Source organism: Enterobacter sp. JBIWA005, assembly GCF_019968805.1.
Lineage (GTDB): Bacteria > Pseudomonadota > Gammaproteobacteria > Enterobacterales > Enterobacteriaceae > Enterobacter > Enterobacter vonholyi.
In genome coordinates this window covers 1,965,170-1,980,771 of the sequence record NZ_CP074159.1, presented here as the reverse complement: position 1 = coordinate 1,980,771, position 15,602 = coordinate 1,965,170, and the positions used below count along the sequence as shown (strand labels likewise).

Here is a 15,602-nt window from a genome sequence, read left to right as displayed (position 1 = left end):
CCCTTAGCCTTTACGAAACATTTTCAGCATGCGCTGAGTCACGGTGAAACCACCGAAAATATTGATACTGGCGATCAGCACCGCGATAAAGCTCAGGAAGCTGATCCAGCCGCCGTGACCAATCTGCAGTAACGCCCCCACCACGATGATCCCGGAGATGGCGTTGGTTACCGACATCAGCGGGGTATGCAGCGCATGGGAGACGTTCCACACCACGTAGTAGCCTACGACGCAGGAGAGCGCGAAGACGGTAAAATGGCCGAGGAACTCTTTTGGCGCGACGTCAGCCAGCCAACCGAACAGAATAATTACCAGCGCCATGATCGCGTATTTACGCCACGGTGAAGCCGGTTTAGCAGGTTCTTTTGGCTCAGGCGCCGCTTTTGGTGCCGCCTGAGGCTGAGCAGAAACCTGAATAGGCGGCGCAGGCCAGGTAATTTCACCTTCACGGACCACGGTCACACCTCGCACCACCACATCGTCGAAATCAACGGTGACGTTGCCGTCTTTCTCTTTGCAGAGCAGCTTAAGCAGGTTGACGAGGTTAGTGCCGTACAGCTGAGAAGACTGCGTTGGCAGACGGCCCGGCAGATCGGTATAGCCGATCACCTTCACGCCGTTAGCGGTCGTGGTCACCTGATTCGGTACGGTATATTCACAGTTACCGCCGTTTTGGGCGGCCAGGTCGACAATCACGCTGCCCGGCTTCATGGAATCAACCATCTCACGGGTAATCAGCTTTGGCGCAGGTTTACCCGGGATAAGCGCGGTGGTGACAATAATGTCGACATCTTTCGCCTGAGCGGCGAAGAGTTCCATTTCGGCTTTGATAAAGGCTTCGGACATCACCTTCGCGTAACCATCGCCGCTGCCGGCTTCTTCCTTGAAGTCCAGCTCAAGGAATTCGGCCCCCATACTCTGAACCTGTTCCTTTACTTCAGGACGGGTGTCAAAGGCGCGTACGATAGCGCCCAGGCTATTTGCCGCACCGATTGCAGCAAGGCCCGCCACGCCCGCGCCAATCACCATGACTTTCGCCGGAGGGACTTTACCCGCGGCGGTGATTTGACCGGTAAAGAAGCGACCAAACTCGTGGGCTGCTTCAACAATGGCGCGGTAGCCAGCGATGTTTGCCATGGAGCTTAAGGCATCCAGCGACTGCGCGCGCGAAATGCGCGGCACGGAGTCCATCGCCATTACGGTCACGCCACGGGCTGCCAGCTTCTCCATCAGCTCCGGGTTTTGTGCAGGCCAGATGAAGCTCACCAGGGTTGTCCCCGGATTCAACAGCGCAATCTCACCCTCTTCCGGTGCATTGACCTTCAGAATCACCTGAGACTGCCAGACGTCAGCACCGTCGACCACTTCCGCGCCAGCCTGGATAAAGGCCTCGTCATCGAAACTCGCCAGTTTGCCCGCGCCGCTTTCAACCGCGACCGTAAAACCCAGCTTAAGCAGTTGCTCCACCGTTTTCGGTGTTGCCGCTACGCGGGTTTCATTGGCTAACCGTTCTTTTGGTACCCCAATACGCATAGTTTTCCCTTCCATCGGTTCTTGATGATGGTTTATCGATAAATGCCCGCGATTTGTATCAATTTTCACCATCGCACCAGCGACGAGATATGATTAACCCCGGAAAATAAAACAGTAACAAACTGTCTATAACCTACTGAAAATAGCGCCCGTGATCTACCGCCAGAAAACACTATTTCTTACTTTATCTGTGAAAAATAAGCGATCGGCGTCACTGACAGTGATATTTACCTTAAATTCATCGCCGGAACCGATAAATCGCGCAAGCGAAGCGGTAAAAACATGATATAGCGCCGTAAGAGAACAACTTATTAACATTAAATTAACTTGTAAAAGTCATATGCTTTATCAGTTTTACTTGTCAAACGCCTGTTTTTTCAACATATCACTAAATGTTATCGAATAAGGTGATTTAGTGAGCACAGGCAGTGAAAAATGGCGCAGACAGCGACGGGTTTTAAATGCAATAATCGGGACCGTCTCAAATTAACAACAATACCAGTACATGGTTTGCGCAAGGCGAAGGATCATTTTTATGAAGCTTAAGAACACACTCCTGGCGTCCGCACTTCTTTCCGCGACCGCCCTGTCTGCGAATGCCGCAACAGAGTTAACGCCGGAGCAAGCGGCAGCGTTAAAACCTTTTGACCATACGGTCATTGTGGGTCGTTATAATTCTATTGGCGACGCCGTCGCCGCTGCATCAAAAGCTGCTGATAAAAACGGGGCGGCCTCGTTTTATGTCGTTGACCAGTCCGATTACGGCAACAGCGGTAACCTGCGCGTGACCATCGCGCTATTCAAAGACAATGCGCCAAAAGCTGACGCAGCGAAAAACCGCGTGATCAACGGTGTTGTTGAACTGCCGAAAGATCAGGCGATTGAGCTGGAACCCTACGACACCGTCACCGTTCAGGGTTTTTACCGCAGCCAGCCTGAAGTGAACGATGCCATCACCAAAGCCGCGAAAGAGAAAGGGGCCTATTCTTTCTACATCGTGCGTCAGGTCGATGCTAACCAGGGCGGCAACCAGCGCATTACCGCGTTCATCTATAAAAAAGATGCGAAAAAACGTGTTCTGCAAAGCCCGGATGCCATCCCGGCGAATTCAGAAGCGGGTCGCGCGGCGATAGCGAAAGGCGGCGAAGCAGCGAAGAAAGTTGAAATTCCTGGCGTCGCAACGACGGCGGCCCCAAGCGCTGAAGTGGGTCGTTTCTTTGAAACGCAGTCCACGAAAGGTGGCCGTTACTCCGTTACGTTGCCGGACGGTACCAAAATTGAAGAGCTGAACAACGCCACTGCAGCACAGATGGTGCCGTTCGACAGCATCAAATTTACCGGCAACTACGGCAACATGACGGAAGTCTCTTACCAGGTCGCGAAGCGTGCGGCGAAGAAAGGGGCGAAGTACTACCACATCACCCGCCAGTGGCAGGAACGTGGTAACAACGTGACCATCAGCGCCGATCTGTACAAGTAACAAAAATCGTTTACGAAAGGCGGCGCAATGCCGCCTTTTTTTGTTACTTTTTTTGAATTTCTGCCTCACGTCATTGCATGCTTTCGTTACACTCCGTAAAATCCCGCGCCTTAGTGTGATCCACCATTTTTATGCGCCTGAGCGAAATAATTATTCTGGATTTTGACCTTTCATAACAGGAAGCCAATGGAAAAGAAACTTGGCCTGAGTGCTCTGACTGCACTCGTTTTAAGCTCAATGCTGGGTGCGGGCGTATTCAGTTTGCCGCAAAATATGGCGGCAGTCGCGAGCCCTTCTGCGCTCATCATTGGCTGGGGCATTACGGGTGTCGGAATATTGCTGCTGGCCTTCGCTATGCTGCTGCTCACCCGCATTCGCCCGGATCTGGACGGCGGCATTTTCACCTATGCGCGTGAAGGTTTCGGCGAGCTGATTGGCTTCTGTTCCGCGTGGGGATACTGGCTGTGTGCCGTTATCGCCAACGTCTCCTATCTGGTAATCGTCTTCTCGGCGCTCAGTTTCTTTACCGATACGCCTGAGCTGCGCCTCTTTGGCGACGGAAATACCTGGCAGTCTATTGTGGGCGCCTCGGTGTTATTGTGGTTCGTCCACTGGCTGGTGTTACGTGGCGTACAAACGGCCGCCAGCATCAATCTGGTGGCGACGCTCGCGAAGCTGGTTCCGCTCGGCCTGTTTATCGTTCTGGCCTTCATTGCGTTCCGTATGGACGTGTTTAAGCTTGATTTCAGCGGCGTTGCGCTGGGCGTCCCCGTCTGGGAGCAGGTGAAAAACACGATGCTAATTACCCTGTGGGTGTTCATCGGTGTAGAAGGCGCGGTCGTGGTTTCTGCCCGAGCCCGAAATAAACGCGATGTGGGCCGCGCCACGCTGCTGGCCGTACTCGCTGCGCTCGGGGTCTATCTGCTGGTAACGCTGCTGTCGCTGGGCGTGGTGGCGCGTCCTGAACTGGCTGAAATGCGTAACCCGTCAATGGCAGGGCTGATGGTGAAAATGCTCGGCCCCTGGGGCGACGTGGTGATTGCGGCTGGCCTTATCATATCCGTCTGCGGCGCGTATCTGAGCTGGACCATCATGGCGGCAGAAGTGCCTTTCCTGGCCGCGACGCACAAAGCGTTTCCACGCCTGTTCGCCCGTCAAAACCAAAACAGTGCGCCGTCGGCATCGCTCTGGCTGACCAACATCAGCGTTCAGGTCTGTCTGGTGCTGATCTGGCTCACAGGTTCAGACTATAACACCCTGCTGACCATCGCCTCGGAGATGATTCTGGTACCCTATTTCTTAGTGGGTGCGTATCTGTTAAAAATTGCCACACGCCCGGCGCATTATGTTGTGGGTGTCGGAGCCTGTATTTACGGCCTTTGGTTGTTGTATGCTTCCGGTCCTATGCATCTGCTACTGTCGGTAGTGCTGTACGCACCGGGTCTGCTGGTGTTTATCTATGCCCGCCGCACGCATCAGCTGGAGAATGCGCTGAAACGCCGTGAGATGGCATTGATTGGACTACTACTGGTTGCTGCCCTACCGGCAACCTGGATGTTAATGGGATAGCATCGCCTTTCCCATTGTTGAACTGTAAAGGAGAATACGATGGGAAATGCACCGCTTCGCCCAATACTGATTACCGGTGGAGGCCGCCGTATCGGCCTCGCCCTCGCCCATCACTTTCTCAACCTTCGCCATCCGGTCATTGTCAGCTACCGTACGGAATACCCGTCGATTGAAGGGTTACGCAAAGCGGGGGCGGTCTGCATTCAGGCTGATTTTTCAACCGATGAAGGCATTCTGGCTTTCGCGGAAACGGTAAAAGCCACCACGACGGGGCTGCGCGCCGTGATCCATAACGCCAGCGCATGGCGTGCCGAAAAACCCGGTACGTCACTTAGCGAAACGCTCTCCTCCATGCTGCAGATCCACGTCAATGCCCCTTATCTGCTTAACCACGCTCTGCAGGACCTGCTGCGCGGCCACGGGCACGCTGCGGGCGACATCATTCACTTCACCGATTATGTAGTGGAGCGCGGCAGCGACAAGCACATCGCCTACGCGGCCAGTAAAGCCGCGCTGGATAACATGACCCGCTCGTTTGCCCGCAAGCTCGCCCCGGAGGTGAAGGTGAACGCCATCGCCCCGGCGATGATTTTGTTTAACGAAAACGATGATGCAGAGTATCGCCAGCAGGCGCTGAATAAGTCGCTCATGAAAATCGCCCCCGGCGAGAAAGAGGTCATCGACCTCGTGGATTACCTGCTCACCAGCTGCTACGTCACCGGCAGAACCTTTGCCGTGGACGGTGGCCGACCGCTGCGCTAGTGAAAGCGGCTCCAGCAGAAAATTAGCACCCAGGCGCTGAGTCCCCAGCAGACCACCGCCCCGCTCAGCGCCAGGGGAAGACGCAGAAAACCGGTGAAATACCACAGAGAAAGCAGGTAGAGAAAATACGGGATAATAGACCACATGCCAAACACGATGGTCGTGCGTAATGCTTCAATGCCCCGTTCAGAAGCCACAATATAGTGAGCAATCAGCGCAAAGGTCGGGAAGAGAGGAATGAGCCCGGCAATGTAGTAGTTTTTCGTTTTCGCCAGCATGCCAATCAGCAACACCACCAGCGCGCCCAGCCCGGCTTTGATCACCAGCCCCATCGTTTTCCCTATAATAATCAACTCTCAATATGAGCCAGAATAGCGGAACCGGCGTTAATTTTGAAAGATTAATGGAAGGTTAAGGTTTCGCGGTGTATGTTGGCTTTTTTCACGAAAACAGACGCTGTATGAATAAGATTGTTTATGTTGAAGACGAACCCGAAGTCGGGCAGCTGATCGCCGCCTATCTGGGTAAACATGATATGGACGTCATTGTTGAACCTCGCGGCGATCGTGCCGAAGAGGTGGTCGTCCGTGAAAACCCGGATCTGGTGCTGCTGGATATCATGTTGCCAGGCAAAGACGGCATGACGCTCTGCCGTGACCTGCGCTCCCGTTGGGAGGGCCCTATTGTCCTGCTCACCTCGCTGGACAGCGATATGAACCACATTTTGTCGCTGGAGATGGGTGCCAATGACTACATTCTGAAAACCACACCGCCTGCCGTCCTGCTCGCTCGCCTGCGCCTCCATTTACGCCAGCACGCCAGCATCGAACGCGAAGCACCGGCGCCGTCTCTGACGCCGCACAAAGCGATGCGCTTCGGGACGCTGTCTATTGATCCGATTAATCGTCAGGTGCTGCTCTCTGGCGAACTTATCGCCCTTTCTACCGCAGATTTTGACCTGCTGTGGGAGCTGGCAACGCATGCCGGACAGATTATGGACCGTGACGCGCTGCTGAAAAACCTGCGTGGCGTGAGCTATGACGGAATGGACCGCAGCGTTGACGTGGCGATTTCGCGTCTGCGCAAAAAACTGCAGGATAACGCCACCGAGCCCTACCGCATTAAAACCGTGCGTAATAAGGGTTATCTGTTTGCCCCACATGCATGGGAAACCTGAGAAGATAACCTGACAGAAATGAAGGCATTGCGCGATGATGCCTTCTCTTTCGTACGTTTATTTTTACGTTTGCGCAACAATTTACTTGCTAAGCACGCGAACTATTCCATAATTACCTTCTCGACTCTCCTTTCTTCAGCTCGCCCCGCTATTGCGATCGTTTTACTCATTTTCGCCGTGAAGCTTTCACGACATCTCTCCAATAAATCTTGAAATGAGGATTTAAGCCCATGACATATGTATAGCTACGGTCAGGTAGAAGCGATAAAAACCAATCTTGAGTGGATTGTTAATCAGGCAACCCTTAACCACGTCACCCCCTCAAGAACCGATCAAAAAGCGCTCTTTGACCTGCTGGAACTCATCCAGTCTTACGAAATACTGCTGGACCTCATCAGCGAATACGGGACGGATGTGATTGATACGCATATTGCTGAAGGACTGGCGATGACCGAAAAACTCATCGCCAAGGTAAAAAACAGCGCGAAAGCCATATAACACGCTCGACAGACGTGAAAAACTCGAAGGGTTTTCATGTATATTCTGCACATAGCGTTTTTGCGGTGAGATCCAATGAAAAAGCTGTTTGTGCAGTTTTATCTTTTACTGTTTGTCTGCTTCCTGGTGATGACCATGCTGGTCGGGCTGGTTTATAAATTTACCGCCGAACGTGCGGGCAGGCAGTCGCTGGACGATCTGATGAAAAGCTCGCTCTATCTGATGCGCAGCGAGCTAAGAGAGATCCCGCCACACGACTGGGCGAAAACCCTGAAAGAGCTGGATCTGAATCTGTCATTCGATTTACGCATCGAGCCGTTGAAAGATTTCGATCTGGACCCGCCTGCCATGCAACGTCTGCGCGACGGGGACATCGTCGCGCTGGATGAGAAATACACCTTTATCCAGCGTATTCCTCGCAGCCATTACGTGCTTGCCGTCGGGCCGGTGCCCTATCTCTATTATCTGCACCAGATGCGTCTGCTGGACATGGCGCTGATGGCCTTTATCGCCATTTCGCTCGCGTTTCCGGTCTTTATCTGGATGCGCCCCCACTGGCAGGACATGCTGAAACTGGAATCCGCCGCGCAGCGTTTTGGCGAAGGGCATTTCACCGAACGCATTCACTTCGACAGCGGTTCCAGCTTTGAACGCCTTGGCGTGGCCTTTAACCAGATGGCCGATAACATTAATGCCCTGATAGCCAGTAAGAAGCAGCTGATCGACGGGATTGCACATGAACTGCGCACGCCGCTGGTTCGCCTGCGCTATCGTCTGGAGATGAGCGAGAATCTGACGGAAGCGGAGTCTCAGGCCCTGAACCGCGATATTGGCCAACTCGAAGCACTGATTGAAGAGCTGCTGACCTACGCGCGCCTCGATCGCCCGCAAAACGAACTGAACCTCAGCACGCCGGATCTGCCCGCGTGGCTGCAAACCCATATTGACGATGTTCAGAGCGTAAACCCGCAGCGCACGCTGTTGACGCGCGTCACGCCGGGTGATTACGGCGCGCTTGATATGCGCCTGATGGAGCGCGTTCTGGACAACCTGATGAATAACGCCATGCGCTACAGCGAAAGTACGCTGCAAATTGGGCTGGATTTGCAGGGAAACCAGGCCAGCCTGACTGTAGAGGATGACGGACCGGGGATTGCCCCGGAAGCACGCGAAACCGTGTTTGAACCGTTTGTCCGCCTCGATCCCAGCCGCGATCGCGCCACCGGAGGATGTGGCCTGGGGCTGGCAATTGTCTACTCTATCGCCCAGGCCATGGGCGGTACGGTGCATTGCGAGGAGAGCGAGCTCGGCGGCGCGCGCTTCTGCTTTAACTGGCCGGTGTACCATAACATCGCCCTTCCCGTCCCTGCCTGACTTCAAGCGCACGCTGGCCTGACCCGGCGTGCTGTGCTATATGATAAGTATGTTGTAACTAATGAGAGTGTATATGGCGACCTACGATCTCATCGAACGGCTGAACAGCACGTTTCGGGAAATAGAACACGAGCTGCTAACCCTGACAGAACGTTTGCAGACCTGCCGCCTGCTGGCCGCGCGCGTCTTCACCCTGCCCGAGGTGGTCAAAGGGGCCGAGCACGATCCGCTGGATACCATCGACGTGAAGCAGCACATCGGCAATGCCGCACTGGAGCTGGCGATGAAGCACTATCGCCATCTTTTTATCCAGCAGCAGTCTGAACAGCGCAGCAGCAAGGCGGCGGTGCGGCTGCCCGGCGTGATCTGCCTGCAAACCGATGCCGCAGCGCGCGAAGCGCTGGAAAGCCAGATTACCCATATCAACAGCCTGAAAGCTGCATTTGAGAAAATCGTTACCGAAGAGTCGGGCCTGGCCCCCGCCGCCCGGTTTGAGTGGGTGCACCGTCAGCTTCCGGGGTTAATTACCCTGAATGCCTATCGCACGCTGACGGTACTACGTCATCCCGCCACGCTGCGCTTCGGCTGGGCGAATAAGCACATCATTAAAAACTTCACCCGGGATGAAATTCTGGCGCAGCTGGAAAAAAGCCTGAAGACGCCGCGCACCGTCGCGCCGTGGTCGCGTGAGCAATGGATTGAGCGCCTGGAACAGGAGTACCACAGCATCGCCTCGCTGCCGGCGGATACGCGCCTCAAAATTAAGCGCCCGGTGAAGGTTCAGCCTATCGCCCGCGTCTGGTATTCCGGCCAGCAAAAACAGGTGCAGTATGCCTGCCCAACGCCGCTGATTGCGCTCTATGATGACGAAAGGGGGGCCATAGTGCCGGATATTGGTGAATTGCTGAATTACGATGCTGAAAATGTCCAGCACCGTTACCGACCTCAGGCGCAGCCGCTTCAGCTGATTATTCCGCGGCTGCACCTGTACGTAGCGAGGTAATTATTTCAGGCTGCCAACCATCGCCTCGGGACGTACCCAGGCATCGAACTCCGCCTCCGTCAGATATCCCAGCGCCAGGGCGGAGGCTTTCAGCGTCAGCCCCTCCTTATGCGCTTTTTTGGCGATCTCGGCGGCTTTGTCATAGCCAATATGGGTATTGAGCGCGGTCACCAGCATCAGCGATTCGTTCAACAGCTGGCTGATGCGCTCGCGGTTTGGCTCGATCCCCACCGCGCAGTGTTCGTTAAAGCTCTCCATGCCGTCCGCCAGCAGACGAATCGATTGCAGAACGTTGTGGATCACCATCGGGCGATAGACGTTCAGCTCGAAGTTGCCTGATGCACCGCCCAGGTTAACGGCCACGTCGTTACCCAGTACCTGGCAGCAGAGCATGGTCATGGCTTCGCACTGGGTCGGGTTGACTTTACCCGGCATGATGGAGCTGCCCGGCTCGTTTTCCGGAATGCTGATTTCACCGATGCCGCAGCGCGGGCCCGAGGCCAGCCAGCGCACGTCGTTGGCGATTTTCATCAGCGACGCCGCCAGCCCTTTCAGCGCGCCGTGGGTGTGGACCAGCGCATCGCAGGTCGCCAGCGCCTCGAACTTGTTGGGCGCCGTGACGAACGGCTGCCCGGTGATGTTTGCCAGCTCCTCCGCCACGCGCACCGCATACTCCGGATGCGTGTTTAACCCGGTCCCAACCGCCGTCCCGCCGAGCGCGAGCTCCGCCAGATGCGGCAGGCTGTTCTGAATATGCTTCAGATTGTGTTCCAGCATCGCCACCCAGCCGGAAATCTCCTGGCCGAGCGTCAGCGGCGTGGCGTCCTGCAGGTGCGTACGGCCAATTTTGACGATATCGCGAAAGGACTGCGCCTTCTCGTTGAGCGTCGATTTCAGGACGTTGAGCTGCGGGATAAGCTGCTCGCGGATAGCAATCACCGCCGCCACGTGCATGGCCGTCGGGAAGACGTCGTTAGAACTCTGGCTCTTGTTGACGTCATCGTTCGGGTGAACCTTACGCTCCATGCCGCGCACGCCGCCTAGAAGTTCGCTTGCCCGGTTCGCCAGCACTTCGTTCATGTTCATGTTGCTTTGGGTGCCTGAACCGGTCTGCCAGATAGCGAGGGGAAATTCGTCGGGATGCTTGCCCGCCAGCACTTCGTCGGCGGCGTTGATGATGGCGGTCGCTTTGTCTGCCGTCAGCAGGCCTAAATCCTGGTTCACTTTCGCGGCTGCACGTTTGGTGAGCGCCAGCGCCTGAATCAGCGAGACGGGCATTTTTTCAGTCGAGATACGGAAATGCTCCAGCGAACGCTGGGTTTGCGCGCCCCATAGCTTGTCGGCCGGGACGTCGATGGCGCCCATCGAGTCTTTCTCATGGCGTACCGTGGTCATTACTTTCTCCTTGATAACAAAAGAGGGATAGCTCACATGCTTAAGGGATAAGTATTGATGACTTCTGAGAAACGTTATGGCGCTTTGTGCGCTCTTTTTGGTGTCGGGTGGCGGCTACGCCACCCGGTTTTTTCAATTTACTTCACACACGCCGAACACTGGGACGACTGGATCTGCTTGAAGAAGTCGTTGCCTTTGTCATCCACGAGGATGAACGCCGGGAAATCTTCCACCTCAATTTTCCAGATCGCTTCCATACCCAGTTCCGGGTATTCCACGCACTCCAGGCTCTTGATGCTGCCCTGCGCCAGAACCGCAGCCGGGCCGCCGATGCTGCCGAGGTAGAAGCCGCCGTGCTTGTGGCAGGCGTCCGTCACCTGCTGGCTGCGGTTGCCTTTCGCGAGCATGATCATGCTGCCGCCGTTGGCCTGCAGCTGGTCAACGTACGAGTCCATACGGCCCGCCGTGGTTGGGCCTAACGAGCCAGAGGCGTAGCCTTCAGGCGTTTTCGCCGGGCCGGCGTAGTAGATCGGGTGATCTTTAATGTACTGCGGCAGCCCTTCGCCGTTGTCCAGGCGCTCTTTCAGCTTCGCGTGCGCGATGTCGCGGCCCACGATGATCGTGCCGTTCAGGGAGAGACGGGTCGAGACCGGATACTGCGAAAGTTGCGCCAGAATCTCTTTCATCGGACGGTTCAGGTCAACGCGGACCGCTTCCCCCTCGCCCGCTTTGCGCAGCTCTTCCGGAATGTATTTGCCCGGATTGTTTTCCAGTTTTTCGATCCACACGCCTTCGCGGTTGATCTTCGCCTTGATGTTGCGATCCGCAGAGCAGGAGACGCCCATCCCGACCGGACAGGAAGCACCGTGACGTGGCAGACGGATCACGCGCACGTCGTGGGCAAAGTATTTGCCGCCAAACTGCGCGCCAAGACCCAGGTTACGCGCTTCTTCCAGAAGCTCCTGCTCAAGCTGAACGTCGCGGAACGCCTGGCCGTGCTCGTTACCTTCGGTTGGCAGGCCGTCGTAGTATTTGGTTGAGGCCAGCTTCACGGTCTTCAGCGTGCTTTCAGCCGACGTGCCGCCAATCACAAACGCGATATGGTAAGGCGGGCACGCCGCGGTGCCGAGGGTGCGCATCTTCTCAACCAGGTAGTTCTTCAGCTTACCCGGGGTGAGCAGCGCTTTGGTTTCCTGATAGAGATAGGTTTTGTTGGCCGAACCGCCGCCTTTGGCGATACAGAGGAATTTGTACTCGTCCCCGTCGACGCTGTAGAGGTCAATCTGTGCAGGCAGGTTGGTGCCGGTGTTGACCTCTTTATACATGTCCAGCGCCGCGTTTTGCGAATAGCGCAGGTTATCTTCGGTGTAGGTGTTATAAACGCCGTGTGCCAGCGCCGCTTCGTCACCGCCGCCGGTCCAGACGCGCTGCCCTTTTTTACCGACGATGATCGCCGTGCCGGTATCCTGACAGGTTGGCAGAATGCCTTTCGCCGCGATATCGGAGTTACGCAGAAACTGCAGGGCAACGTACTTATCGTTTTCGCTGGCTTCCGGGTCGCTCAGAATATCGGCCACCTGCTGCTGATGCGCAGGACGGAGCATAAACGAGGCGTCGTGGAAAGCGTGCTGCGCCAGCAGCGTCAGCGCCTGCGGATCCACCTTGAGGATCTCTTGTCCTTCAAATTCAGAGACGGAGACGTGATCGCGGGTTAACAGGTAATACTCGGTCTGATCCTTACTGAGGGGGAAAGGATCCTGATAATGGAAGGGTTTATTCGACATTGGTCTCTCACTTACTGCTTCGGTCTGTTTATTCAGGGCAGATGTTCCGCTGCCCGGCTTAAAAGCGAGTCAGCTTATCCTACACAATTTTTTAACAAAAACTGAGACTAGTACGACTTTTTACATCCACAGGTTACTTCCATGAGGTTTATTGCTTTAATACCCAGAGTTAATTCCACAATTGAATCAGGGCTTGATAATGCAAAAACTCATTAACTCAGTGCAAAACTACGCCTGGGGAAGTAAAACTGCGTTAACGGATCTCTACGGTATCGCGAACCCGAACAACCTGCCGATGGCGGAACTGTGGATGGGTGCGCACCCGAAGAGCAGCTCAAAAATTGAAGACGCCAGCGGCCAGGTACGCAGCCTGCGAGACGTAATTGATGCCGATAAAGCCGCGCTGCTAGGTGACAAAGTCGCTCAGCGCTTTGGCGAACTGCCGTTCCTGTTTAAAGTTTTGTGCGCTGACCAGCCGCTCTCCATCCAGGTTCATCCGAACAAGAAAGCCTCAGAAATCGGGTTTGCGAAAGAGAACGCGGCAGGTATTCCGTTAGATGCTGCCGAGCGTAACTACAAAGATCCTAACCACAAGCCGGAACTGGTGTTCGCGCTGACGCCTTTCCTTGCGATGAACGCGTTCCGCGAGTTTTCAGAAATTATCTCCCTGCTGCAGCCGGTCGCGGGTGCCCATAAAGCCATCGCGCATTTCCTTGAAAACCCGAACGCCGATGCGCTGAGCCAGCTGTTTGCCAGCCTGCTGAATATGCAGGATGAAGAGAAAACCCACGCCCTGGCGGTGCTGAAAGCCGCCCTGGACAGCCAGCAAGGTGAACCGTGGGAGACCATCCGTCTGATTTCCGAATTCTATCCGGACGACAGCGGCCTGTTCTCCCCTCTGCTGCTGAACGTGGTGAAGCTCAATCCGGGTGAAGCGATGTTCCTCTTCGCGGAAACCCCGCACGCCTACCTTCAGGGCGTGGCGCTGGAGGTGATGGCCAACTCCGATAACGTGTTGCGCGCGGGCCTGACGCCAAAATACATCGACATCCCTGAACTGGTAGCCAACGTGAAGTTCGTGGCGAAACCTGCCGCGGAGCTGCTGACTCAGCCGGTGAAAAACGGCGCAGAGCTGGACTTCCCGATTCCGGTTGAAGATTTTGCCTTTTCCCTGCACGACCTGAGCCAGGCCGAAACCACCATCGCACAGGAAAGCGCGGCGATTCTGTTCTGCGTGGAAGGCGAAGCGACGCTGCACAAAGGCGAACAGCGTCTGGTGCTTAAGCCCGGTGAGTCAGCATTCGTTGCAGCCAATGAGTCTCCGGTTAGCGTAAGCGGCACCGGTCGTCTGGCGCGCGTTTTCAATAAGCTTTAACCACTTACTGAATTTTTTAACAACTCTTGCTAAGCTAGTTGCAGGCTTAATATCTCCAGGCGGTTTTTACCGCCTGGTTTCATTTTAGGGATAGTCGCAATGAAAAAATCGGTCGTAGCGGTTGGAGTGATTGTAGCGTTAGGCGTGATCTGGACGGGTGCTTCCTGGTTTACCGGGAAACAGCTGGAAGGCCGTCTGGCTGAGATGGTGGCGCAGGCTAACGGAGAGATTAAGCGCAGCGCGCCGGAGGCGGGCCTTGAGCTGAGCTACCAGAACTATCACCGCGGCGTGTTTACCAGCCGCATGCAGCTGGTAGTGAAGCCGGTTGCCGGTGCTGCAAACGGCTGGCTGAAACCGGGCCAGAGCGTGGTGCTGGACGAGGTGGTGAGCCACGGTCCCCTGCCGCTGGCGCAGCTGAAGTCCTTTAACCTGATCCCGTCGATGGCGTCCGTTCATACCGTGCTGGTGAATAACGACGTCACCAAACCGCTTTTTGACCTGGCGAAGAATGAATCGCCTTTCGACATTAATACCCGCATTAGCTATTCCGGTGACACGAGTTCCGATATTGCTCTGAAAGCGCTGAACTACGAGAAAGAGAATGAGAAAGTCGCCTTCAGCGGCGGTCACTTCAAACTCGATGCTGACCGCGACGGGAACGTGTTCTCCCTGACGGGTGAAGCGGAAAGCGGCCTGGTCAATGCCGTGAACGAATATAACCAAAAAGTTCAGCTCACCTTCAATAACCTGAAAGCCGACGGCAACAGCCGCATGACCGATTTCCAGGAGCGTATCGGCGATCAGAAACTGTCTCTCGACAAAGTCGCCATTGCTGTTGAAGGCAAAGAGATGGCCGTGCTGGAAGGCATGGACGTCAACGGAAAATCCGACGTTTCTAAAGACGGTAAGAGCATCAATACCCAGCTGGATTACACGCTGAAGAGCCTGAAAGTGCAGAATCAGGATCTGGGCACCGGCAAACTGTCGCTGAAGATCGGCAATATCGACGGCCAGGCGTGGCACGAGTTTAGCCAGAAATACAGCAAAGAGAGCCAGGCGCTGCTGACCGATGCCGCGCTGCAGCAGAACCCGGAAGTCTACCAGCAGCAGGCGATGGCGGTGCTGTTCAACAACCTGCCGATCCTGCTGAAAGGCGAGCCGGTGGTCACCGTTGCGCCGCTGAGCTGGAAAAACAGCAAAGGCGAAACCAGCTTCAACCTGTCGCTGTTCCTGAAAGATCCGGCCACCGCCACGGGTGAACCGCAGACGCTGGCGCAGGAAGTGGATCGCAGCGTGAAGTCGCTCGACAGCAAGCTGACCATTCCAATGGATATGGCAACCGAGTTTATGACCCAGATTGCGAAGCTGGAAGGCTACGGCGATGAAGACGCCGGCAAGCTGGCGAACCAGCAGGTGAAAGGTCTGGCGGCAATGGGCCAGATGTTCCGCATCACGAAGGTGGACAACAACACGATTTCCACCAGCCTGCAGTACGCCAATGGCCAGGTCACGCTCAACGGCGACAAAATGCCGCTGGAAGACTTCGTCGGCATGTTTGGTATGCCTGCTCTGGGAATGCCGGAACCGGCTGAACCGGCAGCGCAAGCCGAACCGGCGGCACCGCAGCAGTAAACAGCAAAACCCCTCGCATG

General features: G+C 55.5%; 13 protein-coding genes. 9 read left to right on the top strand and 4 right to left on the bottom strand.

The annotated features are described in order from the left end of the window. Window positions 1–3 precede the first annotated feature (3 nt). A complete protein-coding gene (gene pntA / locus KGP22_RS09440) occupies window positions 4–1,533 on the bottom strand; it encodes a Re/Si-specific NAD(P)(+) transhydrogenase subunit alpha (protein ID WP_115874887.1) in 1,530 nt (509 codons plus the stop codon). Window positions 1,534–2,068: 535 nt separating this feature from the next. On the opposite strand from pntA, the gene ydgH reads away from it, so the two are divergent. From ydgH to folM, 3 genes are all read left to right on the top strand, one after another. Beyond that, the gene (ydgH, locus tag KGP22_RS09435; RefSeq protein ID WP_223581999.1) at window positions 2,069–3,013 is read left to right on the top strand and encodes a DUF1471 family protein YdgH; all 945 of its coding nucleotides are present in this window, start codon (window positions 2,069–2,071) and stop codon (window positions 3,011–3,013) included. A gap of 186 nt (window positions 3,014–3,199) precedes the next feature. Next, window positions 3,200–4,582: an amino acid permease gene (locus KGP22_RS09430; protein ID WP_115874886.1), complete on the top strand. Its 1,383-nt coding sequence runs from the start codon at window positions 3,200–3,202 to the stop codon at window positions 4,580–4,582. A gap of 39 nt (window positions 4,583–4,621) precedes the next feature. Then, complete coding sequence (gene folM, locus KGP22_RS09425) at window positions 4,622–5,344, top strand: dihydromonapterin reductase (protein WP_111965687.1); 723 nt, start codon at window positions 4,622–4,624, stop codon at window positions 5,342–5,344. Here the strand turns inward: folM and KGP22_RS09420 are convergent. Then, window positions 5,341–5,676 (bottom strand): GlpM family protein, encoded by a 336-nt coding sequence (locus tag KGP22_RS09420; RefSeq protein WP_223581998.1) that lies wholly within the window; start codon window positions 5,674–5,676, stop codon window positions 5,341–5,343. The two genes, folM and KGP22_RS09420, sit on opposite strands and share 4 nt — an antisense overlap. A gap of 128 nt (window positions 5,677–5,804) precedes the next feature. Here KGP22_RS09420 and rstA point away from each other — a divergent pair, with 128 nt between their 5' ends. From rstA to tus, 4 genes are all read left to right on the top strand, one after another. After that, window positions 5,805–6,521 (top strand): two-component system response regulator RstA, encoded by a 717-nt coding sequence (gene rstA / locus KGP22_RS09415; RefSeq protein ID WP_111965768.1) that lies wholly within the window; start codon window positions 5,805–5,807, stop codon window positions 6,519–6,521. A gap of 237 nt (window positions 6,522–6,758) precedes the next feature. Continuing rightward, the gene (locus KGP22_RS09410; protein ID WP_111965686.1) at window positions 6,759–7,019 is read left to right on the top strand and encodes a hypothetical protein; all 261 of its coding nucleotides are present in this window, start codon (window positions 6,759–6,761) and stop codon (window positions 7,017–7,019) included. A 75-nt stretch (window positions 7,020–7,094) separates the two neighbouring features. Beyond that, window positions 7,095–8,393 (top strand): two-component system sensor histidine kinase RstB, encoded by a 1,299-nt coding sequence (rstB, locus tag KGP22_RS09405; protein ID WP_111965685.1) that lies wholly within the window; start codon window positions 7,095–7,097, stop codon window positions 8,391–8,393. A gap of 73 nt (window positions 8,394–8,466) precedes the next feature. Further along, window positions 8,467–9,396 carry a DNA replication terminus site-binding protein gene (gene tus, locus KGP22_RS09400; protein ID WP_223581997.1) on the top strand — a complete coding sequence of 310 codons (930 nt, stop codon included), beginning with the start codon at window positions 8,467–8,469 and terminating at the stop codon, window positions 9,394–9,396. Here the strand turns inward: tus and fumC are convergent, their stop codons facing one another. Both fumC and fumA read right to left on the bottom strand, forming a co-directional pair. After that, window positions 9,397–10,791 (bottom strand): class II fumarate hydratase, encoded by a 1,395-nt coding sequence (gene fumC / locus KGP22_RS09395; RefSeq protein WP_223581996.1) that lies wholly within the window; start codon window positions 10,789–10,791, stop codon window positions 9,397–9,399. 137 nt (window positions 10,792–10,928) lie between these two features. Continuing rightward, window positions 10,929–12,575, bottom strand: a complete 1,647-nt coding sequence (gene fumA, locus KGP22_RS09390; RefSeq protein WP_024909338.1) for a class I fumarate hydratase FumA — start codon at window positions 12,573–12,575, stop codon at window positions 10,929–10,931. A gap of 199 nt (window positions 12,576–12,774) precedes the next feature. Here fumA and manA point away from each other — a divergent pair, with 199 nt between their 5' ends. Further along, window positions 12,775–13,950, top strand: coding sequence for a mannose-6-phosphate isomerase (manA, locus tag KGP22_RS09385; RefSeq protein ID WP_223581995.1), 1,176 nt, complete (start codon window positions 12,775–12,777; stop codon window positions 13,948–13,950). Window positions 13,951–14,049: 99 nt separating this feature from the next. Then, window positions 14,050–15,582 carry a YdgA family protein gene (locus tag KGP22_RS09380; RefSeq protein ID WP_223581993.1) on the top strand — a complete coding sequence of 511 codons (1,533 nt, stop codon included), beginning with the start codon at window positions 14,050–14,052 and terminating at the stop codon, window positions 15,580–15,582. Window positions 15,583–15,602: the final 20 nt, after the last annotated feature.

Excerpts from the sequence above, each read along its gene's own strand:
- KGP22_RS09380 (WP_223581993.1), top strand. The coding sequence starts at position 14,050 with ATGAAAAAATCGGTCGTAGCGGTTGGAGTGATTGTAGCGTTAGGCGTG.
- KGP22_RS09420 (WP_223581998.1), bottom strand. The coding sequence starts at position 5,676 with ATGGGGCTGGTGATCAAAGCCGGGCTGGGCGCGCTGGTGGTGTTGCTG.
- manA (WP_223581995.1), top strand. The coding sequence starts at position 12,775 with ATGCAAAAACTCATTAACTCAGTGCAAAACTACGCCTGGGGAAGTAAA.
- pntA (WP_115874887.1), bottom strand. The coding sequence starts at position 1,533 with ATGCGTATTGGGGTACCAAAAGAACGGTTAGCCAATGAAACCCGCGTA.
- KGP22_RS09410 (WP_111965686.1), top strand. The coding sequence starts at position 6,759 with ATGTATAGCTACGGTCAGGTAGAAGCGATAAAAACCAATCTTGAGTGG.
- fumC (WP_223581996.1), bottom strand. The coding sequence starts at position 10,791 with ATGACCACGGTACGCCATGAGAAAGACTCGATGGGCGCCATCGACGTC.
- fumA (WP_024909338.1), bottom strand. The coding sequence starts at position 12,575 with ATGTCGAATAAACCCTTCCATTATCAGGATCCTTTCCCCCTCAGTAAG.
- rstB (WP_111965685.1), top strand. The coding sequence starts at position 7,095 with ATGAAAAAGCTGTTTGTGCAGTTTTATCTTTTACTGTTTGTCTGCTTC.
- folM (WP_111965687.1), top strand. The coding sequence starts at position 4,622 with ATGGGAAATGCACCGCTTCGCCCAATACTGATTACCGGTGGAGGCCGC.
- ydgH (WP_223581999.1), top strand. The coding sequence starts at position 2,069 with ATGAAGCTTAAGAACACACTCCTGGCGTCCGCACTTCTTTCCGCGACC.
- tus (WP_223581997.1), top strand. The coding sequence starts at position 8,467 with ATGGCGACCTACGATCTCATCGAACGGCTGAACAGCACGTTTCGGGAA.
- rstA (WP_111965768.1), top strand. The coding sequence starts at position 5,805 with ATGAATAAGATTGTTTATGTTGAAGACGAACCCGAAGTCGGGCAGCTG.
- KGP22_RS09430 (WP_115874886.1), top strand. The coding sequence starts at position 3,200 with ATGGAAAAGAAACTTGGCCTGAGTGCTCTGACTGCACTCGTTTTAAGC.